Source organism: Actinopolymorpha pittospori, assembly GCF_014873875.1.
GTDB classification, from domain to species: domain Bacteria; phylum Actinomycetota; class Actinomycetes; order Propionibacteriales; family Actinopolymorphaceae; genus Actinopolymorpha; species Actinopolymorpha pittospori.
This window is the reverse complement of record NZ_JADBEM010000001.1, coordinates 7,092,116-7,116,627: the sequence shown is the minus strand read 5'-3', so window position 1 is coordinate 7,116,627 and position 24,512 is coordinate 7,092,116. Positions and strand designations below refer to the sequence as shown.

The 24,512-nt window shown below is 66.8% G+C and carries 21 protein-coding genes and 5 pseudogenes; 16 read left to right on the top strand and 10 right to left on the bottom strand.

All coding sequences use genetic code 11. The features are described 5' to 3' along the window. Positions 1 to 10 precede the first annotated feature (10 nt). Positions 11 to 295 carry a hypothetical protein gene (locus tag HEB94_RS33155; RefSeq protein WP_192753484.1) on the top strand — a complete coding sequence of 95 codons (285 nt, stop codon included), beginning with the start codon at positions 11 to 13 and terminating at the stop codon, positions 293 to 295. A gap of 278 nt (positions 296 to 573) precedes the next feature. Here the strand turns inward: HEB94_RS33155 and HEB94_RS33150 are convergent. After that, a pseudogene (locus HEB94_RS33150) lies at positions 574 to 909 on the bottom strand (tyrosine-type recombinase/integrase); the annotation flags it as partial. Positions 910 to 1,141: 232 nt separating this feature from the next. On the opposite strand from HEB94_RS33150, the gene HEB94_RS33145 reads away from it, so the two are divergent. Continuing rightward, positions 1,142 to 1,855: a DUF3800 domain-containing protein gene (locus HEB94_RS33145; protein ID WP_192753483.1), complete on the top strand. Its 714-nt coding sequence runs from the start codon at positions 1,142 to 1,144 to the stop codon at positions 1,853 to 1,855. Between the two features lie 119 nt (positions 1,856 to 1,974). Here the strand turns inward: HEB94_RS33145 and HEB94_RS33140 are convergent, their stop codons facing one another. Beyond that, positions 1,975 to 2,586, bottom strand: a complete 612-nt coding sequence (locus HEB94_RS33140) for a hypothetical protein (RefSeq protein ID WP_192753482.1) — start codon at positions 2,584 to 2,586, stop codon at positions 1,975 to 1,977. Between HEB94_RS33140 and HEB94_RS33135 the strand changes: the two genes are divergently transcribed. From HEB94_RS33135 to HEB94_RS51470, 3 genes and pseudogenes are all read left to right on the top strand, one after another. Beyond that, positions 2,585 to 3,040, top strand: coding sequence for a hypothetical protein (locus HEB94_RS33135; RefSeq protein WP_192753481.1), 456 nt, complete (start codon positions 2,585 to 2,587; stop codon positions 3,038 to 3,040). The two genes, HEB94_RS33140 and HEB94_RS33135, sit on opposite strands and share 2 nt — an antisense overlap. A 275-nt stretch (positions 3,041 to 3,315) precedes the next feature. Continuing rightward, positions 3,316 to 4,821, top strand: a complete 1,506-nt coding sequence (locus tag HEB94_RS33130; RefSeq protein ID WP_192753480.1) for an NAD(P)/FAD-dependent oxidoreductase — start codon at positions 3,316 to 3,318, stop codon at positions 4,819 to 4,821. 182 nt (positions 4,822 to 5,003) lie between these two features. Next, positions 5,004 to 5,464 (top strand): annotated as a pseudogene (locus HEB94_RS51470) (recombinase family protein); the annotation flags it as partial. A gap of 182 nt (positions 5,465 to 5,646) precedes the next feature. Here HEB94_RS51470 and HEB94_RS33120 read toward each other — a convergent pair. Beyond that, positions 5,647 to 5,802, bottom strand: a complete 156-nt coding sequence (locus HEB94_RS33120; protein WP_192753478.1) for a hypothetical protein — start codon at positions 5,800 to 5,802, stop codon at positions 5,647 to 5,649. 41 nt (positions 5,803 to 5,843) lie between these two features. Next, a complete protein-coding gene (locus HEB94_RS33115) occupies positions 5,844 to 6,848 on the bottom strand; it encodes an ATP-dependent DNA ligase (protein WP_192753477.1) in 1,005 nt (334 codons plus the stop codon). 250 nt (positions 6,849 to 7,098) lie between these two features. On the opposite strand from HEB94_RS33115, the gene HEB94_RS33110 reads away from it, so the two are divergent. Both HEB94_RS33110 and HEB94_RS33105 read left to right on the top strand, forming a co-directional pair. Continuing rightward, complete coding sequence (locus tag HEB94_RS33110; protein WP_192753476.1) at positions 7,099 to 7,290, top strand: hypothetical protein; 192 nt, start codon at positions 7,099 to 7,101, stop codon at positions 7,288 to 7,290. A 56-nt stretch (positions 7,291 to 7,346) separates the two neighbouring features. After that, the gene (locus tag HEB94_RS33105) at positions 7,347 to 7,613 is read left to right on the top strand and encodes a hypothetical protein (RefSeq protein WP_192753475.1); all 267 of its coding nucleotides are present in this window, start codon (positions 7,347 to 7,349) and stop codon (positions 7,611 to 7,613) included. Between the two features lie 24 nt (positions 7,614 to 7,637). Here HEB94_RS33105 and ltrA (HEB94_RS33100) read toward each other — a convergent pair whose 3' ends face one another. Then, positions 7,638 to 8,873, bottom strand: a complete 1,236-nt coding sequence (gene ltrA, locus HEB94_RS33100; RefSeq protein ID WP_192753454.1) for a group II intron reverse transcriptase/maturase — start codon at positions 8,871 to 8,873, stop codon at positions 7,638 to 7,640. Between the two features lie 865 nt (positions 8,874 to 9,738). On the opposite strand from ltrA (HEB94_RS33100), the gene HEB94_RS33095 reads away from it, so the two are divergent. Continuing rightward, positions 9,739 to 10,413 (top strand): transposase, encoded by a 675-nt coding sequence (locus tag HEB94_RS33095; RefSeq protein ID WP_202896703.1) that lies wholly within the window; start codon positions 9,739 to 9,741, stop codon positions 10,411 to 10,413. Between the two features lie 154 nt (positions 10,414 to 10,567). Here the strand turns inward: HEB94_RS33095 and HEB94_RS33090 are convergent, their stop codons facing one another. Then, positions 10,568 to 10,810 (bottom strand): hypothetical protein, encoded by a 243-nt coding sequence (locus tag HEB94_RS33090; protein ID WP_192753474.1) that lies wholly within the window; start codon positions 10,808 to 10,810, stop codon positions 10,568 to 10,570. A gap of 649 nt (positions 10,811 to 11,459) precedes the next feature. Here HEB94_RS33090 and HEB94_RS33085 point away from each other — a divergent pair. From HEB94_RS33085 to HEB94_RS33060, 6 genes and pseudogenes are all read left to right on the top strand, one after another. Then, positions 11,460 to 12,563: an IS630 family transposase gene (locus HEB94_RS33085; protein ID WP_192756249.1), complete on the top strand. Its 1,104-nt coding sequence runs from the start codon at positions 11,460 to 11,462 to the stop codon at positions 12,561 to 12,563. A gap of 242 nt (positions 12,564 to 12,805) precedes the next feature. Further along, a complete protein-coding gene (locus HEB94_RS33080; RefSeq protein ID WP_192753473.1) occupies positions 12,806 to 13,240 on the top strand; it encodes a hypothetical protein in 435 nt (144 codons plus the stop codon). Next, positions 13,237 to 13,677, top strand: a pseudogene (locus HEB94_RS33075) (IS3-like element IS1141 family transposase); the annotation flags it as partial. The gene HEB94_RS33080 and the pseudogene HEB94_RS33075, both read left to right, overlap by 4 nt. Positions 13,678 to 14,301: 624 nt before the next feature. Then, positions 14,302 to 15,537: a group II intron reverse transcriptase/maturase gene (ltrA, locus tag HEB94_RS33070; RefSeq protein WP_192753454.1), complete on the top strand. Its 1,236-nt coding sequence runs from the start codon at positions 14,302 to 14,304 to the stop codon at positions 15,535 to 15,537. A 76-nt stretch (positions 15,538 to 15,613) separates the two neighbouring features. Next, positions 15,614 to 16,225, top strand: a pseudogene (locus tag HEB94_RS33065) (transposase); the annotation flags it as partial. Positions 16,226 to 16,626: 401 nt separating this feature from the next. Beyond that, entirely contained in the window at positions 16,627 to 17,136 is a 510-nt protein-coding gene (locus tag HEB94_RS33060; RefSeq protein ID WP_192753471.1) for a YkgB family protein, read from the top strand. Positions 17,137 to 17,475: 339 nt separating this feature from the next. Here HEB94_RS33060 and HEB94_RS33055 read toward each other — a convergent pair whose 3' ends face one another. Continuing rightward, the gene (locus tag HEB94_RS33055; RefSeq protein WP_202896702.1) at positions 17,476 to 18,528 is read right to left on the bottom strand and encodes a tyrosine-type recombinase/integrase; all 1,053 of its coding nucleotides are present in this window, start codon (positions 18,526 to 18,528) and stop codon (positions 17,476 to 17,478) included. A 101-nt stretch (positions 18,529 to 18,629) separates the two neighbouring features. Here HEB94_RS33055 and HEB94_RS51465 point away from each other — a divergent pair. After that, positions 18,630 to 19,157: pseudogene (locus HEB94_RS51465) on the top strand (transposase); the annotation flags it as partial. Positions 19,158 to 20,398: 1,241 nt separating this feature from the next. Here HEB94_RS51465 and HEB94_RS33040 read toward each other — a convergent pair. Then, positions 20,399 to 21,355: a DDE-type integrase/transposase/recombinase gene (locus HEB94_RS33040; protein WP_192753470.1), complete on the bottom strand. Its 957-nt coding sequence runs from the start codon at positions 21,353 to 21,355 to the stop codon at positions 20,399 to 20,401. Positions 21,356 to 21,491: 136 nt separating this feature from the next. Then, positions 21,492 to 21,653 (bottom strand): hypothetical protein, encoded by a 162-nt coding sequence (locus HEB94_RS33035; RefSeq protein ID WP_192753469.1) that lies wholly within the window; start codon positions 21,651 to 21,653, stop codon positions 21,492 to 21,494. 366 nt (positions 21,654 to 22,019) lie between these two features. On the opposite strand from HEB94_RS33035, the gene HEB94_RS33030 reads away from it, so the two are divergent. Further along, entirely contained in the window at positions 22,020 to 22,247 is a 228-nt protein-coding gene (locus HEB94_RS33030; RefSeq protein ID WP_192753468.1) for a ZIP family metal transporter, read from the top strand. A gap of 1,090 nt (positions 22,248 to 23,337) precedes the next feature. Here the strand turns inward: HEB94_RS33030 and HEB94_RS33025 are convergent. Continuing rightward, the gene (locus tag HEB94_RS33025; RefSeq protein ID WP_337918091.1) at positions 23,338 to 24,510 is read right to left on the bottom strand and encodes an IS110 family transposase; all 1,173 of its coding nucleotides are present in this window, start codon (positions 24,508 to 24,510) and stop codon (positions 23,338 to 23,340) included. Between the last annotated feature and the right edge of the window lie 2 nt (positions 24,511 to 24,512).

Below are 24,512 nucleotides of genomic sequence, written 5' to 3'. Positions count from 1 at the left end.
GTGGTGGCAGATGGCAGTCCGCGACCGCCCCGCCGCTGGCCTCGATCACGCCTATGATGTCGGAGCGGAACTTCTCAATCCGGTCCTTGAACTCCGGTTCACGCAGAGCATGCATGAACAGCAAGCGGAACCCCGCCGGCGACTCGATCGCAGCCTCGAGAAGACCGTCGACGCCGGTCGCGGCCTGCGGGTCGGCGTCGACGAGACCAAGGCGCGGGTCCGGGCGGCGATCGACGAGCTCATGGACGCTGCCGAGCTCGACGCCGACGCCAAGGCGGTCCGGGCGTCTCCGTGACGCTCGAGGAATGGCGTAAGGAGTACGAAGTGCGGCGCGGCTTCATCCTCGAGGAACACGCCAAGCTCAACTGAGCGACGGCGTGGATCGCACTTACATTGGCTCTGACAGAACGGAACGGCCCCCGAGCGAGGCTGACGTCCAGGATTCTTGTCTGAGAGCCGTTCAGAGCCTAGCTCGGGCCTGGGGGTGGTCGGTCGCATCATCGGGACCGGTGCGCCTGGTCCTGATACATCCTGGACGGGGGGCGGGGCTTCCGTCAGGCGCACCGCCAAGCTCTACGAGCCACCCGCCACGATCGACGCCCACCTGTACGCCGCGTGCGCGTCCAGCTTGCGGCGGCCTCGGTCGTAGCGTCGCGTGGTGGCGGGGGAGGCATGACCGAGCATGTCCTGCACGTCGACGATCGGCACACCCGCGTCCAGCAGTCCGGTGGCCACCGTCGTCCGGGACATGTGCGGGGTGAGCTTCTCTACCTTCACGCCGGCAGCCTTCGCCGCACGACGGAGCGCGGTTACCGCCCGCCAGCGATCCCATGGGCGCCCGTCCTCACGGCACAGCAGCGGCTCACTCGCCCGGCGGGGGTCCAGGAGGGGCTCGACCAGGACGAACGCCTGCGGCGGGACCGGGAACCGTGTTCGCCTTGCCGCCCTTGCGGATCACCCGCAGGACACAGTGCCCGGCGGTGGTCTGCACCGAGCCGACGGTGAGGCTCACGAGCTCGCCGACGCGGATGGCGCAGCATAGGAGCAGCGCAACCGCAGCAGCATCGGGTGGCCTCTCGCCGGCGAGGCCTCGGACGCCGTCCATCAGCGCCGCGGCGTCCTCGATCGTGAGTTCAGCGCCATGAGCACCACCGAGGTCCGGCTGTTCTACGTGGACGACTCCGGGGCAGCCGCGACCGGCTGGGTCGTCTACTCCTGGATCGAGTGCCGCGTGGACGACTGGCGGGCAGGGCTCCGCAAGTGGCTTGACCTACGGAAACAGCTCTACGCCGAACACCACATACCGCCGGCGTACGAACTCCACGCCACCAAGTTCGTCAACGGCCGGGGCAACCCGTCCACGAACACTGCTTGGAACCGGAGCAAGCACCTACGAGGCGAGGTCGCCGAGCTGGCGCTGTCGACCATAGGAGAGTGCGGCGAGCTGCAGGTGGGGACGGTTTACCGCCACACCGAGACCCGAGGCACGGCCTACGCGAGGCAGCAGGCCGAGGTCTACCGCGCCATGGTGGACCACCTGGACCGACGGCTCGCGGCCACCAACGGTCTCGGCCTGCTCCTGGTCGACGGTGACGGCACGGACCCCGCGTACCAGGCAGCCCACCGAGACCTGAAGCTGGCGACACGGCACGTGATCGAGGACCCGCTGTTCCAGCCGGCGCACCGCTCACAGTGGATCCAGATGGCCGACTTCGCCGCGTACTGCGCCTACCAGAGCCTGCTCCGGATCCCGGCCAAAAACTTCTCATGGGACTGGTACGAGGCGCACCTACGCCCTTGCGACGTCAACGGGGCCCACTGCAAGTCTGAAACTGGAGGCCCAAAAAGAAGCTAGACCCGCTGGTCTGCGTGTGCAGGGCGGGTCCGCACGAGAAGCATACGGGTCGCCCGGCGCCTGTGGCAAGAATCGGCAAGGTGGCGTCGCGTCTCGCGTTTGTCGCCTTAGAGGCGGGGCTACAGCGCCCAACGGTTTTCGTCCCACGGCTCGGGTGTGGGTGTCTCTGGCTGCGGCTGGCCCGTGCACAGCTCGCGGCCGCGCTTGACCGCTTCGTCGGCGGCCGCCGTCCAAGGGGCAGCCGGCAGCCCGAGATACTCGCGCAATCCTTGCCCGTGAGCGGCGAGCATCCGCGGGTGCAGCCGGCCGTCGGCCACCGCCTTCAGCACCAGGTCCACGGTGTCGTCGACACGGGACACCGGCACTGGCTCGACCAAGCCCGCGCCAATCGCCGCGTACAGCACCTCCGCGATCCCAGCCCGCGTAACCATGCGGGGGCTGGCGTAGTGCCGCGACCGGTAAAGCCGGTCCCGGATGTCCTCGCGGCTCTCCTCGGGGCTCGCGGCCAGGATTGTGTCCGCCCCGTCGACCCGCTCACCACGACGAACCCGGTCCGACCCCTGCAGCATCGGCGCCAGCAGCCGATCGTCGACGTCGCCGCGCCACCGCCCGTCGCCGCCGTAGATCCCCGCACGCCCGGTCCGACTCCTGAGTGCCGATGAGAGGTTGGCGCTGCTGGCGCACGAGCGTTCCCACCTTGGGCACCGGCACAGCTGGTGGATCCTGATCATGGATGCGACCGCGGCCGCGAATCCGCTGCTTGCCACAACGGCACGGGTGGTGCGCCTCACGACGGAGCGGTGGGCCGACGAGGACGCGGCGGCGGAGCTGGGTGACCGGCCACTGGTTGCCCGCGCCCTGGCCCGCGCCGCGCTCGCGCGCTCCTCCTACAAGGCCCACGCCGAGGCCGGGACGACTGCGGCCACAGGCGGTGACGTGCCGAGTCGGGTCCAGTCGCTGCTGCACCCGCCCGTCTTCCACATGCGCAGGGGACTTGCCGTTCTCGCATCCTTGTTGATGTTGGTGTCGGCTGGGAGTGTCACCGTCGAACGGCAGGGCGAGCATCTGTTCGAGAGTGCCGGCGCACCCTCCGCCCAAGACAGGTTCGGCACCCCCGGCACTCGGCTGCTGAGTGAGCGCGCCCATATCGCGACGAACCAGCCCGGAAAGGCAGGACGTCCGTGACATGGTTCAAGCCACACGACTGGCTCGATCGGACGTTCGAGGTCGGCATCATCCTCAAAGGACGGGCACGACGTCCTACGGCCGCCAGCCGATGCGCGGCGTGTGGGAGCGGGCGGTGCATCGGCATGAGGAGCACGGCCAGGCACTGGCCGGGATCCGATGAAGTCCGCGCGACCCGCCTCGGCCCGGAAGGGCGGCCGAACTCCTGTGCCCGACCACGAACCTGTGGTGTGGTTTAGAGGGAGGAGACAGGTCGAGGACCCGGAGGCGGTGTCATGGATGCGGACAAACCGCTCCGCCGCGTGGTGATCATCGGTGGCGGATTCGCGGGGCTGTACGCCGCTCGCGCGCTGCGTCGCGCGCCGGTGTCGGTGATCCTGGTCGACCGGGCCGCCCACCACCTGTTCCAGCCGCTGCTCTACCAGTGCGCGACGGGCATCCTGTCCGAGGGACAGATCGCCTCGCCGCTGCGCGAGGTGCTCCGCCGGCACCACAACGTCGAGACACTCCTGGCCGAGGTGGTCGACGTGGACCCCGTCCGCCGACTGGTCATCGCGCTACGGCCGGGCGGGAGCCGGCTGGAGATCCCCTACGACGACCTGGTGGTGACCGCCGGCGTCCGCCAGTCGTACTTCGGCCACGACGAGTTCGCGGCGCACGCGCCCGGTATGAAGACGATCGGGGACGCCCTCGCCATCCGGCAACGGGTGTTCGGTGCGTTCGAGATGGCCGAGACGGCCGCCACCGTGGAGGAGCGCCGCAGGTACCTCACCTTCGCCCTCGTCGGTGCCGGGCCCACCGGTGTCGAGCTGGCCGGTCAGATCCGCGAGCTCGCTACGCACACGCTGCGCAAGGAGTTCCACCGCAGTACGCCCGAGGACGCGCGGGTGCTGTTGTTCAACGGCGGACCCGACCCGCTCGCGTCGTTCGGACCGACGCTCTCGACCCGGGCCGCGGCGGCTCTCACGCACCTCGGTGTCGAGTTGCACATGAACTCACTCGTCACCAACGTGGACGAGGCGGGCCTGACGGCACGACGGGCCGATGGCGGCGAGGAACACCACGAGGCGGCCACGGTCCTGTGGACGGCCGGCGTGGCCGCACCGCCGCTGGCCCAGGCGATCGCGCGTGCCTGCGGAGTGGAGCAGGACCGGTCCGGCCGGATCAAGGTCGGCCCGGACCTCACGGTCCCCGGACATCCGGACATCTCGGTGGCCGGCGACCTGATGAGCGTGGACCGGCTCCCCGGTGTCGCCGAGGTGGCCATGCAGTCCGGGCGCTACACCGGCACCCGGATCCGCCGGGCGGTCCAGGGACACCGCCCGCCGGGGCCCTTCAAGTACCGCGACCTCGGCTCGGCCGCCTACGTGGCCCGAGGGCGGGCGGTGGTCACCCTGGGCAGAGTGCGGCTGAGCGGTTTCGTCGGCTGGCTGGCCTGGCTCCTTCTACACATCGCGTTCCTCACCGGGTTCCGTAACCGCCTGTTCGCCGTCGCGACGTGGCTGGTCGCCTTCACGCGGGAGATACGTCCCGAACGCGCGTTCACCGCGCGGGAGTTCGAGACGGCCCGCGACGTCTACGCCGCCATCAAGGGCGGGGAGGCGGCAAAGCACGCGGTGACCCGGCTTCCCGGAGCGGGCGCCGTTCCGCGGCAGACCGGCGAGCGCGAGCAGCCAGGCGCGGAGTCGGCCCGCGCCACGAGGCCGGAAGGACGCCGCGGGGTTCAGGGACCTCCGGAGTCGCCGGGACCACGAGACTCGGGTGCGTCGGGCGGCTCCTGAGTGGCGGCGCGGTCGGTGGAACGGCCGGCTGCCCCGACCAGTCGCGTCTCCACGTCCCGTACGTATCTCAGCTGCTGGCTGGCCCAGATCTGGTGGTGGGATCTGAGCTGTCCGGTGTTTGTGAGTAGACGTGATCGGACATGTGTTCGTGTTAGGGGCGTGACTCGGCTGGCTGGGCGGGAATGCGAGGTGTGCGCCACAAGCGGCGTATCGGTGGTTCGGTGAGGGCCGGATGCCGGTGCCTGCTCGGCGGTCGGGGTCGGGCACGACCTGGGTCGATGTCTCTGAGACGGGCTCGAATGGTCGGGTGGTGGTGTATTAGGCCCGGTGTCCTCGCATGACCAGCGTTCTGAGTTGGGTCGGCAGGTAGCCCGGCTTACCGAGGGGGCCACGTCGAACGGTCACGTGGTCGCGGAGGTTGTCACCGAGGTCGGGACTGGATGGGAAGCGACCGAAGTTGGGGCGCATCCTGTCGGACCCGTCTGTCAGAGTGGTGGCCGTGGAGCATCGTGACTGGCTCGCCAGCTTTGGTGTGGAGCATCTGGGGGCGGCCCTTTCTGCGCAGCTTCGTCGGGTCGTGGTGGCCGATCTCGGTGAGTCCACTGATGATGGTGAGACCCCCGGTGATCTGGTGGCCGACATGTGTTGCCCGCCACGCTGGATGAGGACGCCGGCGACGCTGTAGGTGATGACGGAGAGGGTCGCAGCGACACCGTTTGTGAGGATGAGTGGTGCTCACGGTGTCGGGCTTATGGTCATGGTGTCGGGCTTATGGTCATGGTGTCGCCGCCGCCTGGGCATGGTTGTGTGGCGGCGGGCTGGTGATCAGCCGCTGGGCAGTGGGGTGAGCAGTTGGCCGCGGGTGAGGACGGCGATGGTCTGCCACGGGGAACCGAGCCGGCCGAGCCGCCGCACAGCCGCGGCCGCGCCCGTGCTGAGCGCGTCGAGCGCGTCACCCAGAGCCGAACCGGTCGGTGGCATCGGGCCAGGCTCGGAGTCGAGCCGGTGAGCCCACACGGCGACTAGGGCTGTTCCCTCCTCTGTAGGTCCAGGTCGCATGGCACCTGTTCGGGTGCCACGTCCAGGACCCTCAGGTAGCGGGCGGCATGACGGAAGCGTCGACCGCGGTCGGTGGCGAGGTCCGCGCTGATCTCCACCACGATGCCGGGTTCCACTCCTAGGTAGGGGGTCGATGCGGTGCGCCAGCTGGTGGCGAGCTTGTCCGGCCAGGGGTGGTGGCCGGTGGCGGGCAGGAGGAGCGGTGTGATCTCGGAGGCGGCGCGGTCGCTGATCCGGGTCGTCGTGCCGACGACGCGGAGCCTGCCGGTCTTGGAGTCGTAGCGGCCGAGGACCAGCTGGCGCGGTTGGGTGAGACTGCCGGTGACACCCCCGATGATCGCCTCGGTGGTGGCTTTGGTCTTGAGCTTGAGCCACAGGCGCTGGCCCGGCTCGTATCTGCTCTGCGCCGGCTTGATGATCAGGCCCTCGACCCCGATCTCGGACAGATCATCGAACCAGCGGTTGGCCACATAGAAGTCGGCGGTCTGCATGCTCAGGGTGAGCGGTGAACCGGGCGGGGCCCGTAGAAACAGTGCCTCCAATGCGTGGCGGCGGATCGTCCAGGGTCTTTGTCGAAGGTCGCGGCAAGCCAGCTCGAGAACGTCAAAGACGATCAGGTGCGCTGGTTCACTTCGTGCGAGCGCCCGGGCGTAGCGTCGGCACGCGTAGCGGCGCTGAAGGGCATGAAAGTCAAGCTTGCCGCCCCTCCAACACACGATCTCTCCGTCGACAGCGGTTCCCCGGGGCAGGATCGCGGCCAGCGCCCCAGCGATCTCAGGAAACACCCGAGTGAGATCAGTGCCGTTCCTGCTGACGATCCGAACTTTCCCGTCCCCATATACGAGACAGATCGCCCGGTAACCGTCCCACTTCGGCTCCATCAGCCACCGGCCACACCCGACCCCGGGATCGGGTAGCTGATCGGTGCTCCGGGCGAGCATCGGCTCCAACGGCAACCGAACGTGCACCCTCCCACACTGCTCCACCACCCGACACTCCCACAGACGCGGGTTCATCACCGGTTGAGCTTGAGCAAAGCGAGGGCCACGAATCGGTGGCGGTACCGGTGCGGCTTGGCACTACCACCGAAGTCGGCACTACCTACTGAAAGGGGCGCCCGCGTATGACCAACGTCGTCGGGGTATTGCATCCTTTGTCGCGCGTCACACGATAGGCGGCGGCCAAGGCAGTTGCAGTCTGAACAAGGGGAAATGCGGGATGGCTGGGGATGGTGTCGCCGGTACTGCGCTGTCGGAACAGGCGGTGGCCACGGCGGCCGGCACCGCTCGCACCGTGATGGGTTGGCTGGTAGGCGGCCTCACCGGTCTCAGCCTCGACAGCACCGCTGAGCACAACACGTGGGAGGCGACATGCGCCGACCTACAACGCCGCACCACCGCAGCGCCGTGAACCCGACGATGCGCTCCGGCGCCAGGCGAGGAACAACCCTTCCGCTGGATGGATGGATGATGCAGGACTTGCACGAGGCGATCCGGGAGCGGGAACGCGCACACGCCCAGCTGCGCCAAACCACCGCGCAGCTCCTCCAGCAACCCGCCGAGAATGACCTACGCGCCGCCGTCGCGACCGCGATGATCAGAGAACTGGTCAGCCGGGTCCGCTACGCCGCAGCGTTGAAGGCCCTCGGGTGGCCCGTGCCCGACCACCTCCTCATCGACAGTCGGGTGGCCCCGAGGGGTTTCACCCCGGGGCTCCCACAGAACGGAGCGTGAACCTCTCGGCTCACTCCGCTCTTCTCATCGATACCCAGACGACATGCGCTCCCATGACCAGTGCCTGAACAGCCCCGGATCTCGATCGACGATCCCGGACCACCAGCGCCACAGGCGTTTCCAGGCACGCAACCGCTTGTACTTCCGTCGCGCCCATCGCATCAGGTAGGTGTTGATGCGTCGTAGCAGGGGATATATCTCCGACCTGTTGTATCGGCCGTAGTAGTTCATCCAGCCCGCCACGATCGGGTTGATCTGTTTGGCCAGTTCGTTCAGGTCTGTTCCTGTGCGCAGGTGGAGCCGCCAAGAGCGGACCACCCCTCCCATTGCCTTGAGAGCTTTCGGGCTGACCGCAGGCGTGAATCTGACGTGCATTCGCCCGTCCTTGCCTTTCAACGATCGTGCCCGGAACTCGTACCCCAGAAAGACGAACGAGGTGTGTTCATGATCGCCTCGCCGACTCTCGTCCTTGCAGTACGCAATCTTGGTCTTGTCCGGATGCAGCCGGACGCCGACCTGTTCCGTCCGCTCTTTCAGCGCGGCCAGGACCGTTTCGGCCTGCCGCTTGGTGGCACAGTGCACGATTGCGTCGTCGGCATAACGTTCGAACTCCACCGTCGGGAATTCGCGCGCCAGCCACGTGTCGAATGCATAGTGCATGAACAGATTGGCGAGCACCGGCGAGACCGCTGACCCTTGCGGGGTTCCTCGGTCTCGCTCGATCACGGCTCCGTCGTGGGTCTGCATCGGCGCGGCCACCCACCGCTGCTCCTGGGTGATGTTGGCCCGCACCGCCTTGACCATCAGTTCCCACGGCACCGTATCGAAGAATTTCTGAAGATCGAGGTCGATCACCCAGCTTTTCTTCCAGCACCGTTGGCGGCACGCGGCCACCGCATCCAGCGCCGACTTACCCGGCCGGTACCCGTATGAGTCGTTCACAAAGATCGACTCGGTTCGGGGCTCCAGCGTCATCGCGACCACCGTCTGCGCCACCCGGTCGGCCACCGTCGGCAACCCGAGGGTCCGGGTCCCACCGTCGGCTTTGGGGATGTCCACCTGAAGCACCGGTGGCGGAAAGTAGGTCCCCGACGACATTCGATTCCAGATCCTGTAGAGGTTGTTCCGCAGGTCCTTCTCGAAGTCCTCGATCGACTGCCCATCCACCCCGGCGGCGCCTTTGTTCGCCGCGACCCTTCGATACGCCTCCCACACTCGCTGCTTGGGAATCACAAACGACTTGCCGTCCGAACCTGACATGCCCTCTCTCGTCCTCCCGGCCCAGACAGACCACCCGGTCTGCCCTGCCAGTTGCTCAAGCGACAGGTCAACGATGAGCCGGCCCCTTCGCTCCACCCCCATTACAGGGGCTTCTCCACTACTACGAGCCGGTCCGCCAGCCAGCGCCGCAACGGTACTCAGCATCTTCCAGCGGCAGCCTTGGATGCACTCCCTCTCGCCGCCTCCCACCGCTGTGGCGGCAGGTTGCGGACGGTTTCGGCGCTCGCTCTCCCACGTTCCATGCAGAAGCCGCAGACCAGGATCACGCCGCCTTCACACCGGACACCGCCTGGCCAATACTCGGGCTCCCGCCAGGCTCATCCCGAAGCTGGGACACTGCCTCGGTTTCGATGTCATCCTTGTCTTTCGGTGCCTCGTCAGCGGTTCACTCACGTTCGTCTTCCTGGTCCCCGCCTTACCCGTTTGCTCGGGCCTTTTCCTCACCGCTCACCACGATGGTCTTCAGCCAACGCAGCGTGAGGTGGCTTGACGTCTCTCCCCGAAAAGCGACGCCGGAGGGCCAGCAATCCTCCATCTCCTGCACAGCACCACATCAAGCAGCCCTGCCTACATCAGAGCCCCTCTCCGCGCTCGTGGCGCACTGCCCCAAGAACACCACCCCTCCTGAACCGCCGCTGACGCACACACGTCCTGTATGTAGCTGACGCACACACGTCCTGTATGTATCTGAGAGCAACGCCCGCCCGGCGCTCCGACAGGGATCGATCACCCTGTCGATCCCTGCCCCCCAGCCAGTTCTGCCCCGAGACCGACGTGACAGGTGAGCAGACCTGGCGAGCAGGGCCGGTGGGGTGCCTGAGACGGGTTCCGCGGTGGGCGAGGCATGCTGGCCGTGAAGACCTGGGCCATGGCCCCGGCCGCCTTGCGCCGCCTCGGCGCCAATCGGCTGGAGACGTGGTTGCGCAACCGCAAGGTCCGCGGCGCGAAGGCCCTGGCCACTGCGGCGGTGGACGCCGCCGGGCGCCAGCACACGGCTGTCGTCGGCGAGAAGGTCATCGCGAAGATGGTCCACACCCTCGCGAAGGAGGTGATGGCCCTCAACGAGAAGATCGCCGAGACCGACAAGCTCATCGAGGGCCGGTTTCGCGAGCACGAACTGGCCGACGTGATCACCAGCATGCCCGGCATCGGACCCCTGCTCGGCGGCGAGTTCATCGCCTCCACCGGCGGCGATCTGGAAGCGTTCCCCACCCCAGACCGCCTCGCCGCCTTCGCCGGCCTGGCTCCCACACCGCACGACTCCGGCAAGTCCAGCGGCAACCTGCACCGACCGCAGCGCTACCACCGGCGCCTGCAACGGGTCTTCTACACCTCCGCGCTCACCAGCATCCAGCGCGACCCCAACTCGCGACGCTTCTACGACCGCAAGCGAGCCGAAGGGAAGCGACACACCCAAGCCGTCCTCGCCCTCCCACGCCGACGCGTCAACGTCATCTGGGCACTCATCCGCGACCGACGGTGCTACCAAGTCGAACCCCCAGTCACCCTCGCCGCTTGACAAGAGCATTAGGAAGCCAGATACAAACAGCGCCGACTCCCGCCCAACAACAAGCGTCTCGTCGAGGACGCTGGGTTGCCTGCGCCCGGCTCAACGCAAGCCTGACGCAGGCAACTCGAGGAGGCGGTGCCCCTCAGCAATCCACGACATGTCTTCAACGATCCTCGTGGATCGGCCAGTCATGACCGAGCACCGAACCGATGATCCGGCTCTGATCCCGGAGCTGGCGAAGGCGTCGCGGAAGATCAACAACTTGACCGTCCTGCAGTAATGCAGTGACGCAGACAGCCCAGCATGGGGCGGCGTCCTTCACGTCGGTCAGGTGCGTGGTGCGGCCCGTGTCGCGGTAGGCGATCACGGTGTCCTCGGTGACCGGGAACAGGTCGGTACGCACCACGCCACCCGGCGCCTCACCCGCAGGTGGCGGGCCAACCCGCCTGCAGGAACCCGACCCAGCCGGGGCCAGTTCAGGTGATCACACGCACACGCGGCAGCCTGTAGGACGTGGACGCGACGGCCGGTGTAGCCCACCTCCGAGTTACACCGGCCGCTGCTGTGGGTGCGGGCGCCGCATTGTCGAAAGCACCCTGATGGACTGTTACGCCGCGCACCTCGTCAAACCATAGGCACCACAGCTGGCTGCGTACCCGCCTCGATGGGCCCCGCCGAGGTGGGACTTACGCCCCACGCATGAGCTCGCCGGAGGTTTATGCGTGATCGCGGACACCGCCGACGTTAGCGGGCGGCCCTCATCCTCGGGCAGACTCCGTGAGGGGCCAACCAAGCTTTGCGCCCCGAAGGGTCGCCTACGTCATGTGCCCGCGCGGCGCTTGCTCGGCGTAGGCGACCCGCACCACATGAGCAGATCCTCACCGACTTGTGAGCGCCCCTCTTCCACGAGAAGGCCTGCACCAGCTCGCCCTTCACGCCCTGGTGCAGGCCTTCCCCCTCTCCCTGCGCATGGCCCACTCACACGGCGGGAAGACCCCAGATCAGGGGACCTGTCTAGTGTTCCCCGCCGGAAATTCGTATGTTAAATCGGTATGATGGTGTCCGTGGCTCGTACTGGGCGGCCGAAGGCCGAGTTGGTGTTGTCTGCTGGTGAGCGGGAGCAGTTGGTTCGTTGGTCGCGTCGGGCGAAGTCGTCGCAGGCGTTGGCGTTGCGGTCGCGGATCGTGTTGGCGTGTGCGGTGCCGGGGGCGGTGAACAAGCAGGTGGCGGCCGACTTGGGGGTGTCGCCGAACACGGTGAACAAGTGGCGTCGGCGGTTTGTGGCCAAGCGGTTGGACGGTTTGGTCGATGAGCCGCGGCCGGGTCGTCCACCGTCGATCTTGTTGGACAAGGTGGAGGAGGTGGTGGTTGCGACGCTGGAGGAGACGCCGGTGAGTGCGACGCACTGGTCGCGGAGGTCGATGGCGGCGCGTTCGGGTTTGTCTGAGTCGACGATTGGGCGGATCTGGGCGAAGTTCGAGTTGAAACCGCATCGCAGTGATGGGTTCAAGCTCTCCACGGATCCGTTGTTCGTGGAGAAGGTGGTCGATGTGGTCGGGCTGTACCACAACCCGCCGGAGCGGGCGGTGGTGTTGTGTGTGGATGAGAAGTCGGGCATGCAGGCGTTGGACCGCTCCCAGCCGGTGCTGCCGGCCATGCCCGGGATGCCGGAGCGGCGCAGCCACGATTACGTCCGCCACGGTGTGACCAGCCTGTTCGCCGCGTTCAACATTGCCGATGGCACGGTGATCTCCCAGACCCACCGACGACGCCGCGCCCTGGAGTTCAAGAAGTTCCTGATCGCGATCGACAAAGCGGTCCCTGCCCAACTCGACGTCTACCTCGTCTGCGACAACCTTTCCACTCACAAGACCCCCGCCATCAACGACTGGCTCGCCCGCCATCCGCGCTTCCACATGCACTTCACCCCGACCGGGGCCTCCTGGCTCAACCAGGTGGAACGCTGGTTCGCCTTCCTCACCGACCAACTCCTACGCCGCGGCGTCCACAAAAGCGTCCAGGCGTTGGAGAAAGACGTCCGCGAATGGATCAAGAACTGGAACACCGACCCGAAACCGTTCGTCTGGAAGAAGACAGCCGAAGAAATCCTCGACTCCCTCGCCCGATATATCGCACGAATTTCCGGCGGGGAACACTAGCAGCAGAGACCCAGCGACACAGAGAGTGACCTGCGAATGGCTTCCCCACTCGTGCCAGCAGGGACAGTTCAACTTCAATGAAGTGGGCGAGCTTGCGGAAGTCGCGCCTCTTGGCGGCGATGATCGCCGGATCATGGTGCCTCTCGTGGTCGTGGGAGAGCCCCTCTCTGTCAACCTCTGTTGAGACACCTCGTCCGGTAGGAATTACTGACTGATGAGGGCGAGATCTGGAGAGAGGTTCGATGACGGTCACGACGGCGGTGCCGCCAGTGCGCAATGCTGTGCGGGTGGAGGAAGTGCCTGATCCGCAGGTGCCCGAGCGGGCCACGCGTAGGACGTACACGGCGAAGTACAAGGCCGGGATCCTGGCAGAGTACGACCGGCTGGACCGTGATGGGCGGGGCGCGTTGATGCGCCGGGAGGGCTTGTACTCCTCGCTGATCAGCGAGTGGCGCAAGCAGCGTGACAAGGGTGCGCTGGAGGCGCTGGGTAAGACTCGTGGCCGGCCCCCGGTCGACCCGGTGGAGGCAGACAACGCGGCGCTGCGCGCCCAGGTCGCCAAGTTGCAGGCCGAGCTGGAGACGTCTCGGCGGGTCATCGAGGTGCAGGGAAAGCTCTCCGCGCTGCTGGAACAGCTCGCCACTGGCAGCGGGACCGAGGAGGACCCGGCGAGATGAGCACGGCCATCGCGGCCGCGGTCGATGATGCGGTGGGCGAGTTGGTGTCTCTGGTCGGCGCCAAGGCAGGCTGTGCGGCGGTCGGTGTGGCGCGGGCGTCCTTCTACCGAGCTCGCCCGGCTAGTAAGGCCAGGGCTGCGCCGAGACCGGAACCCGAGCAGGTGCGGGCACCACAGGTGCAGCCGCGTGCGCTGTCGGGCGCGGAGCGGGCCGCGGTGTTGGAGGTGTTGCACTCCGAGCGGTTCGCCGACGCCGCACCGGCCACCGTCTACGCCACGCTGCTGGACGAAGGGACCTACCTGGCCAGTGAGTCCACGATGTACCGGCTGCTGCGCGAGCGGGGCGAGACCGGGGACCGGCGTCGGCATGCCACCCATCCGGCGAAGGTGAAACCCGAGCTCGTCGCGGCCAGCCCGAACCAGGTGTGGAGTTGGGACAGTGCGCCACGAGCGCGGAGAGGGGCTCTGATGTAGGCAGGGCTGCTTGATGTGGTGCTGTGCAGGAGATGGAGGATTGCTGGCCCTCCGGCGTCGCTTTTCGGGGAGAGATGTCAAGCCACCTCACGCTGCGTTGGCTGAAGACCATCGTGGTGAGCGGTGAGGAAAAGGCCCGAGTAAACGGGTAAGGCGGGGACCAGGAAGACGAACGTGAGTGAACCGCTGACGAGGCACCGAAAGACAAGGATGACATCGAAACCGAGGCAGTGTCCCAGCTTCGGGATGAGCCTGGCGGGAGCCCGAGTATTGGCCAGGCGGTGTCCGGTGTGAAGGCGGCGTGATCCTGGTCTGCGGCTTCTGCATGGAACGTGGGAGAGCGAGCGCCGAAACCGTCCGCAACCTGCCGCCACAGCGGTGGGAGGCGGCGAGAGGGAGTGCATCCAAGGCTGCCGCTGGAAGATGCTGAGTACCGTTGCGGCGCTGGCTGGCGGACCGGCTCGTAGTAGTGGAGAAGCCCCTGTAATGGGGGTGGAGCGAAGGGGCCGGCTCATCGTTGACCTGTCGCTTGAGCAACTGGCAGGGCAGACCGGGTGGTCTGTCTGGGCCGGGAGGACGAGAGAGGGCATGTCAGGTTCGGACGGCAAGTCGTTTGTGATTCCCAAGCAGCGAGTGTGGGAGGCGTATCGAAGGGTCGCGGCGAACAAAGGCGCCGCCGGGGTGGATGGGCAGTCGATCGAGGACTTCGAGAAGGACCTGCGGAACAACCTCTACAGGATCTGGAATCGAATGTCGTCGGGGACCTACTTTCCGCCACCGGTGCTTCAGGTGGACATCCCCAAAGCCGACGGTGGGACCCGGACCCTCGGGTTGCCGACGGTGGCCGACCGGGTGGCGCAGACGGTGGTCGCGATGACGCTGGAGCCCCGAACCGAGTCGATCTTTGTGAACGACTCATACGGGTACCGGCCGGGTAAGTCGGCGCTGGATGCGGTGGCCGCGTGCCGCCAACGGTGCTGGAAGAAAAGCTGGGTGATCGACCTCGATCTTCAGAAATTCTTCGATACGGTGCCGTGGGAACTGATGGTCAAGGCGGTGCGGGCCAACATCACCCAGGAGCAGCGGTGGGTGGCCGCGCCGATGCAGACCCACGACGGAGCCGTGATCGAGCGAGACCGAGGAACCCCGCAAGGGTCAGCGGTCTCGCCGGTGCTCGCCAATCTGTTCATGCACTATGCATTCGACACGTGGCTGGCGCGCGAATTCCCGACGGTGGAGTTCGAACGTTATGCCGACGACGCAATCGTGCACTGTGCCACCAAGCGGCAGGCCGAAACGGTCCTGGCCGCGCTGAAAGAGCGGACGGAACAGGTCGGCGTCCGGCTGCATCCGGACAAGACCAAGATTGCGTACTGCAAGGACGAGAGTCGGCGAGGCGATCATGAACACACCTCGTTCGTCTTTCTGGGGTACGAGTTCCGGGCACGATCGTTGAAAGGCAAGGACGGGCGAATGCACGTCAGATTCACGCCTGCGGTCAGCCCGAAAGCTCTCAAGGCAATGGGAGGGGTGGTCCGCTCTTGGCGGCTCCACCTGCGCACAGGAACAGACCTGAACGAACTGGCCAAACAGATCAACCCGATCGTGGCGGGCTGGATGAACTACTACGGCCGATACAACAGGTCGGAGATATATCCCCTGCTACGACGCATCAACACCTACCTGATGCGATGGGCGCGACGGAAGTACAAGCGGTTGCGTGCCTGGAAACGCCTGTGGCGCTGGTGGTCCGGGATCGTCGATCGAGATCCGGGGCTGTTCAGGCACTGGTCATGGGAGCGCATGTCGTCTGGGTATCGATGAGAAGAGCGGAGTGAGCCGAGAGGTTCACGCTCCGTTCTGTGGGAGCCCCGGGGTGAAACTCCTCGGGGCCACCCGACTCACCAAGCTGGCAGGCCCGGCGAAGTGGACCTACTACTACCTGTACGTGATCCTGGACATCTTCTCCCGCTACCCGGTCGGCTGGATGGTGGCCTCCGCAGAGTCCGCGACCCTGGCCGAGCGGCTGATCGCCGAGACGGTCCGCAAGCAGCAGGTCGACCGCAACCAGCTCACCTTGCACGCCGACCGGGGCCCCTCGATGGCCTCCAAACCGGTCGCGTTCCTGCTCGCCGACCTGGGGGTCACCAAGAGCCACAGCCGGCCACACTGCTCCAACGACAACCCCTACTCCGAGGCGCAGTTCAAGACCCTGAAGTACCGGCCCGACTTCCCCGACCGGTTCGGCTGCATCGAGGACGCCCGCGTGTTCTGTGACCGGTTCTTCGGCTGGTACGCCCACGAACACCGCCACTCCGGGATCGGCCTACACACCCCCGCAGACGTCCACCACGGCCGTGCTCACACCGTCCGCGAGGCCCGCAGTCGGGTCCTCGATGCCGCCCACGCAGCACACCCCGAACGATTCGTCCGCAAGCCACCCCAGCCACCGAAACTGCCCGCCGCGGCATGGATCAACAAACCCCAGGACAAGGAAGAACCGACTCAGTAATTGCTTCAAGAACGTGTCTCAGAAAGGTTGACAGGTTCCGAGCTGGTTGAAGGCGGCCTGGCGGTCTGGTTCGGACTTGGTGTCCATGGCCATTGACACTTGGCCTCCAGCACAGCGCGGTACCACGCGCAGCGTCCAGTGCCACTTCGCGACCTGGCGGCCCATTCCGGGTAGCGTCCATGTTGGGGCCTGCCGGTAGCCGATCTGACAGCCGGACAGCCCGATCCGGTGCCTGCGTTGGGGGTCACGGTGGAGACACTCCATGAGTGCGGCAGCGGCACTGCGCCGCCACACGAGCGGCAGCTGCCCGCGGCGCGGGCCACCGGAGTATTGGCAATACCGCTGAATGCTATAGATCAAATTCTTTGTCCACCTAATGCATAAAGGGGGACGGATTGGCCATGGCTCGAATCGAACAGCTGGCCAGGACGACGGAACACCCGGTGGCTACTGCCGGCCGGTATCTCGTCAGGTACACGCTGGTTGTCGTGATCGCCTGGATCGGTGCGCAAAAGTTCACGGGGTACGAAGCCGCCGCCATACAGCCGCTCATCGCGAACAGCCCGATCTTCAGCTGGCTTTACAGCATCCTCAGCGTGCGTACCTTCGCCGCCGTGCTCGGCAGCCTGGAGATCGTCGCCGCGCTGCTCATCGCCATCCGGCCGCTGTGGCCGCGGATCTCGATCATCGGCAGCGTGATGGGCGTGCTGCTGTTCCTCAGCACGCTGAGCTTCCTGTTCACCACGCCCGGAGTGACCGTGCCGTCCGGACTCCTCGTGCTTTCGGTAGTGCCCGGCCAGTTCCTGCTCAAGGACCTTGTGCTGATAAGCGCCTCGCTGTGGACACTAGGCGACTCCCTCGGAGCCGCACTGCGGAGGCGCGGCGCGCACGGCGACGGGGAACGCAGGTGATCGAGGGTTCCCGGTCCGTACATCACACCAGCTCCGTCGGGACCCTTGCCAGAGAATGGCTCTTCCAGGTGCGTAGCGCCTGCCGGTAGCTTCCACTTCGCCGCCTCTTCGACTAGCCGGCGGGCCGCCGCGTCCTCAGCTTGCGAACTATGCGAACTATGCGAACTTGCGAACTAACTGGCCTGACCTGCGGTTCGCCCTCGACTTAGTTCGCAGGGCTGCGAACTATACCCAAGTGGGCGTCGGAGCAAACCCTTCTCGTGAAAGAGGGGGCGCCCACACTTCTCAACCAGCTCGGCGTGGCGGATCGGGCGTGCGATCGCACACCGACTTGTCCCTTCAGACGTCCTGGTTGTCGGCCAGGAGTGCGGTGACGGTGTAGGTGGCGTGGCGGTCGAGGTTGTGGCGGGAGCGGTCGTAGCGGCGGGTGGTGCGCGGGTCGGCGTGACCGAGGGCGTCTTGGACGTCGCGGAGTTCGACGCCGGCATCGAGGGCGGCGGTGGCGAAGCTGTGCCGCAGGCTGTGGGGGGAGATGGCGTCGGCGGCGGGGATCTCGGCCTGGCGAGCCAGGCGACCGATGATCCGGTACGCGGCGTGCCGGTCGAGGCGGCGGCCGCTGGTGGTGATGAAGATGGGGCCGGTGGTGCGGCCGGCAAGGTAGTGCTCGATGGCCCTGGCGGTGGGCGGGGCGAGTGGGGCCCGGGTGATGAGGCCGCCTTTGCGGGTCAGTTGGAGGGTGCGGTGGCCGCGGTCCCAGCTGAGTTGGTCGGCGTCGGCGGCGAGCGCCTCGGTGATGCGGAGTCCGTTGGCGAGTAGCAGCTGGATCAGCGCGGCGGAGCGGGGGCCATCAGCGATCGCCGCGGCGCGGAGGCGGCGCATCTCGGCCTTGTCCAGTCCGATGGTCGGGGAGTCCTTGGGTGGCTTGGGGCGGGCGACGCCGAGGAATGGGGATTCGGTGAGTATGCGGGTTTCGACGGCGTAGCGGTAGAAGCTTGAGGCGGCGGAGAGTTTGCGCTGCACGGTACTGGGGGCGAGGGGTCGGCCGCTGGGCTGCGGGGTTTCTTTGAGGTGGAGGGCGTAGGCGTCGGCGTGGTCGAGCTTGGCGTGTAGGGGTTGGGCGCCGAGGGCGCGGCAGAAGGTGAACCACTCGGTCAGGTCGGTGGCGTAGACGCGGCGGGTGCCTTTGGGGTGGCGGAGGAGGAACCGGGCCGCGAGCGCGGCCGCGGGATCGTCGGCGTGGAGCACCTCCGCGGACACGCGCATCGGCCGCGCGCCGACCAGTGGCGACACGACCGCAGGCTCCGCGCCCTCGACACCGACCACCGGCTCGAGCTCGCCGGCTGCCGGCGCTTCCTCACCGTGGCCGGCGGCCGGCTCTGCGGGACTGTACAAATAACGGCTGATCGACCGATCAGACGATGGAGACCACTTCGGAGCAGGAGCCGGCCGGTGGGTCGGTGGGTAGTGCGGTCACGGATGAGCAGTTGATTGCGATGCTGGTCGATCGGGCTCGTGGTGACGGGCTGAAGCTGACCGGCGAGGGTGGGCTGCTGCAGCAGCTGACGAAGCGGGTCCTGGAGTCCGCGCTGGATGGTGAGATCACCGACCACGTCGGCTATGACAAGCACGATCCGGCTGGTCGTGGCAACGGGAACACGCGTAACGGCAGCCGGACCAAGACGGTGCTGACCGATGTCGGCCCGGTTGAGGTTCGGGTTCCGCGAGACGCGGTGGGCACGTTCGAGCCGCAGATCGTACGTAAGCGGCAGCGGCGCCTGACGGGGGTCGACGACATGGTGTTGTCGTTGTCGGCCAAGGGCCTGACCCACGGCGAGATCGCTGCGCACCTGGCTGAGGTCTACGGGGCTGAGGTGTCGAAGCAGACGATCTCCACCATCACCGACAAGGTGATGGACGGCATGGCCGAGTGGCAGAACCGGCCGCTGGACCGGGTGTATCCGGTCGTGTTCATCGATGCTATCAACGTCAAGATCAGGGACGGGCAGGTCGCGAACCGGCCCGCCTGCCCTGACCACGCCTGCCCTGACTACCGCGGCCTTGCCCCGCTGGCGTCGTGCGTACTCCGTTGTGGTGGCGTTCCAGCAGGGGAGTGCCGCCCGCGCGGTCGAGTGAGGCGACCTGGCGGGACACCGCCGACTGGGTGTAGCCGAGCGAGGCGTCGCCGAGCCATTACTCTTACGCATACCTGGTCTGACGAACTCTTGCTGGCCACGGAGCGCCTGGCCTTCCTAGCCTGGGATGAAGGCGGTGCCTCCGGATTTCAGGTGCTGTCGTCCAATCGCCCCCTCAACGCCCACGAGGCCCTGCTCGACCCGCGTAACGAAACTCCCGGGTCCAGTAGCTCAGTATGGGCTCGCGTGGATGTCGTGTGAGATCGGTCGCTCCGCCGTGTCGATCTCGGCCATAAGTCCTTCTCGCGGAGGTCCTATCCTCACCTGTCGCGCACGGGTGCCGGAGGCCTATGGTGTGGGTGAGGACAGAACCCCTCGGTGGATCCAGAGACGGCTGATCTGGGCGCTCCCCTTGGCGTGAGCGTTGTATGGAGCCAGGTCAGTCCGCAAGCGGTGCGGACTCGTCCGACGCGCCTGGGCTTGTTGACCCCCTAGCGCATCCCGCACCGTTTCGTAGGCGGCCGGTGTGCGCGTCCTCCAAGACAGCGACGCACACCGGCCGCCACCATTGGCTGAAGTCGGGCGTGGTCGGTGGGTAGCCTGACAGGTGTCCACGTGAGAAGGGATGCCCCGGTCTCCTCGGTTGAGGAGACCGGGGCATCCTTCTTTGTGCGCGACAGGAGACGACGGGGGGTCGGCCACCTGCGCAGGCGTGGGCCCTCAAGCGGAGTGACAGACGCTCGAGGGTCCGGTGGGGCAGAGGGCGCCCGCCGCCAACGCTGGCAGAGGCGGGCGCTTCTGCCCACACAGGGCGCTTTTGCCCACGATGCCGGCGGCCTCACCTAAACACCCGTGAGCGTGTCTTCACACACTCCGTCGGTTACTCCACCACGCAGACGGCCCCGAGCGCTGGTGGTATGGACGGATGATCCAGGAGATCCGGCAGACGTTCGTCCTGGAACCGCTGGTTGCCCCCTTGCCGGCGAAGACGATCGTGTCAGCGCTGTCAACACGCTCACCACGGTGCACCCGGTCCGGACCCCTGCAGCATCGGCGCCAGCAGCTTGTCCCCCGCCTAGCCCTTGCTGCCTACGGGTTGAGGTGACAGGTGGTTGCCTCGGGTTGTGTTGTTAGGCGGCAGTCTTGCGCATTGTTCGTTTGGTCTGTCGGAGGGTTTGGGCTGGGGTGCGCCCGTTCATGTAGTGGCCGTGGTTGGGTCGGTGGCGGTTGTAGTCATCCACCCATGCCTGGAGCCCGGTGTCGAGGTCGGCCAAGCGGTCGATGCGGGCGCGGTGGAAGAACGGTCGGTAGAACTCGGCCAGGACGGTGCCTTGGAACCGTTCGCAGACCGCGTTGTGGTTCGGGGATCGGGGCGGGATGCGGTGATGGTGGATGTTCAGCCCGGCGAGGTGGTCACGGAAGGCGACGCCGGTGAACTCGGGCCCGTTGTCGGTGAGCACCCCGTCCAATCTCACTCCGACCTTGCGCAGGGCGGTGCGGAGGTGGTCGATGAACGCCTTGGTGGCCTGGGTGTTCTTGTCACCGACGATCAACGCCACGACGGCCCAGCGGGTGGCGACATCGACCGCGGTGAGCTGCCAGATCGCGCCGACGCCTTTGAGTTTGCCGACGTAGAAGGTGTCCAGCGCCACGACCTGGCCGGGGCGGGAGGCGTACTGGCAGAAGCCGAACGGGCCGTCCTTGGCGGCGTCGGTGACCAGCCCGGTCGTGGCGGCGGTGATCGATGCCAGCGCGGCGACCCGCTGGCGTCGGGTGGCCAGATGGTGGCGGGCCAGCACTTTCTGCACCCCTGAGGCGGAGCGGTGCACACCCTGGGCGGCCAGGTGCCGCAGCGGCTGCCGTGCGCCCAGGGTCGGGTGGGCCACCGCCACCGCGAGGATGGCCGAGACTTCCTGGGCGGACATCGCGTTCGGTTGCAGTGGGGAGCGGCGGGGCTTGGGCATCAACGCGGCCAGGCCGTACTGCTCGGCCCGGCGCACCCACCGGTAGTAGGTCTGGCGAGACACACCAAACACCCGACACGCCTGAGCCACGCCGACCTGGGCGGCGTACTCGATCAACCGCACACGGCGACCATGGATGATATGAGCAGGGGTCACGGGATGAGGGATCCTTCCTGGTCGAAGAGAGCAACCAGAGGCTCCCACCCGTGACCCCGCCCAGACCAGCGAGGTGTCACCTCAACCCGTGAACAGCAAGGGCCTAGCCACGCCACTGCCCGTCCCCGGAGTAGATCCCCGCCCGGCCGGTCTGGCACATGTCCTCGCAGATCGCCTGCACGGCGTCCTCCAGCGCCTCGCGCTGCCCGAGGTTCGAAAGCTCGTAGCCGTCGATCCCGTGACTATGCCTGCGTTGCTGTCCCACATCCGCATTGTGGCTCGAACGCGTGTTCGATGGAAGTGGCGCGGCCCCGGGTGCGTCTCAAACCGGGGCCGCCAACACGAACGTACCAACGGTCGTCGGGCAAGTCACGGCGTGGCGGCTCAGGCCTCCAGATCCAGGCAGGCGCTTCACTTCGTACGGGACAAATGCAGCCGCAGCCGCAGCATCCGTACCGCATGCTCGACGCTGGGGGAGTGGCTCGAGCTGCATGGCGTCGAGCCCGGCCCACTGTTCCTATCGGTGTCGATGCTCGATGGGGAACGGGTCTGCGCCAGCCCCGGGCCGCTCAGGGGCTTGTCTTCATGTCGAACCACCTGTGTGGTGCCTCGACGGCACTACCGTCGGCGGGTGGGCAACGTAGTCCAGGTCCTGGGGATCGCCGTCGTAGCAGCAATCATCACTGCGGTCGGCGCTGTCCTGGCCGAGCTGTTGACGCTGTCCAACTGGGTCGTGAGTGGCGCGCTGCAACTCGCCGGGGGCGTGCTGACCGCCATCGTCGCCGTCGAGCTGCTGCCGCCGGCAGCCATTGCCCTGCCCCTCATCCGGGGTCGTCCTCGCGTTCTGGGGTTCCCGTAGTTCTGGCGGAAAAACGCCTTGGAACTGCCCGACCGAGATGAGCACGTTCACCAGCATGGTGGTGGTGGTCGCGTCGGTGGCGGCCAGGTCGGTGATGTTTTGACAGGGCACCGGACAGCACCCGCAGTTTCACCTCGTGCTGCTGGCACCAGGCTCGGACGGCGAGGATGTCGGCCAGGTCCCGGCACAGCCGGTACAGCTCGGAGACGGTGAGCCGGTCGTTGGGCCAGGTGAAGCGGGAAAGCTCCCGGAAAACCGGCACGCTCCAGCGCCGGGGTCTTCGAGGAGGTTGCCGGGTCGCAGAAGAACCGCACGCCCGCAGTGCCGTCGGTGAGCCCGGCCTCAGAAAGTAGGTGAGTCTGCCGCTGGCTGCTCTGCTCGTCGGGTGGAGATCCGCGTGTAGACCAGATCCGCCATGACCGTGGCTGTCTCCCTTCATCCGTTGATCGCCGACATCCGCGGGTTTACCTGTCGTCAAACCCTGTCGTCAACTCTGATCGGCTCGCATTAGATCGGCGGACCGGGTTCCTGTCGGCAAAGGACCATTTGACGACAGGATCAGATGTGTGAGTCGAAGCCCCAGGCCAGTTCGGCCAAGGCCGCCAGCGACCAAAGGGCGGCAGATGGCTGATTCGACAGAAGAATTTGTTATCTCGACGACAAGCCCGTGGACACCTACCGCCAAGGCGAGAACTGGGTCGAGCCGCCAGGTACCCACCACGTCCTCACCGAGAACGCGTCGCAGGGAGTCATCAGGTCGGCCAGCGCTGCCCGTTCGACGGACCGCTCGATCGATCGCGGGAGTCTCGCGACCCTGCAAAGACCCCACGGAGATGGGTGCTCCGGCGCGACGCGACGGGCTGCGGACAACCTCCGGCGCCGTCTCGCTGACCTGGAACTGGCTCATGAGGTCCTACCTTCTAGCAACGGTTGCTCTGGTCCTTCGTACGATCGGAGAGCCCAGGGGCTCCGGGCATGGCTAGTTGTTGACGCTGGGTGGGGTGTGAGGGAGGGGTAGATCGCCTGGCGGCAGGATGAGAAGTGCGACCAACCCGTCCTGTTGCTGAAAGACATCCCTGGAGCTTGAATGTCAAGCGGCAGCCGCAGAGGTCTCTGGTTTTGGCGATCGGTGTGACCAGGCGGTTTTCTCGTTGTAGAGGGTGCGGGTTTTGAGGCAGCCGTGCAGGATGCCGACGAGGCGGTTGGCGAGGTGTCGGCAGGCTGTGAAGTGGTCGATGTCGCGGGCTCGCAGTTCGTCGTAGAGTGCTCGCACACCGGGCGAGACGACCATGGCGGGGACGACCTGGCTGACCAGCGCGTCGACGAGCCTGTCGTTGTGGACGTAGCGGGCGGCGACGACCTCCTTCTTGCCCGAGGCGCGGGTGATAGGGCTGGTGCCGGCGTAGTTCTTGCGTGCCTTGGCACTGGCGTAGCGGTGCTGGTCGTCGCCGAACTCGGCGAGCACCCGGGCGCCGAGAATCGGTCCTAGTCCGGGCTCGCCAAAATGTTCCTCCACCTGCCCTTGCAGGGTCTTGATCTGCTCATTCAGCGTGCCCAGGACAGCCACGGCGGCGCGGACGGTGGCCGCGTAGGCCTGTGCCACCACGGCGGGCTGGGCGAGGTGCTCGACGCGCAGGGCGGCCTGGATCTTATTCGCCTTGGCGTCGATGTCGCCGCGGCGACCGGCCCGCTTGAGCGCCGCCCGGATCTGGGTGAGCGACAGTTTCGCCGCCGACGCGGGGTCTGGTGCCTTGGCAAGGAGTTCCAGCGCATCGAGCGCGGTCAACTCTTCGAACGCCTCCAGTGCTGCCGGGAAGTAGTCCCGCAGGGCGTGCCGCAGCCGCTGCATGTGCCGGGTCCGTTCCCAGATCATGTTCTTGTGGGCACGGGCCACCACCTTGATCGCCGCCGCCTGGGCCGAGTCGCCGGCCACCGGACGCAGCTGATGGGAATCGGTGCGCACCATGTCCGCCAGCATGTGCGCGTCAGCCCCGTCGCTTTTGGCGCCGGAGACCCCGTGCCGTTCTCGGTACCTGGAAGCCTGCAACGGATTCACCGCATACACCCGGTACCCGGCCGCGATCAGCGCCTGCACCCACGGGCCCCGGTCGGTCTCGATCCCGATCACCACCTGCTCGAGGGACTCCTCGGCGTCCTCCCCGACCCGCTCGCCGATCATCGCGTGCAGCCGCGCCATCCCGGCCACTCCTTCGGGCAGCCGCGCCTTGGCGAGGCGCCTGCCGGACCCATCCATGAGCTCCACGT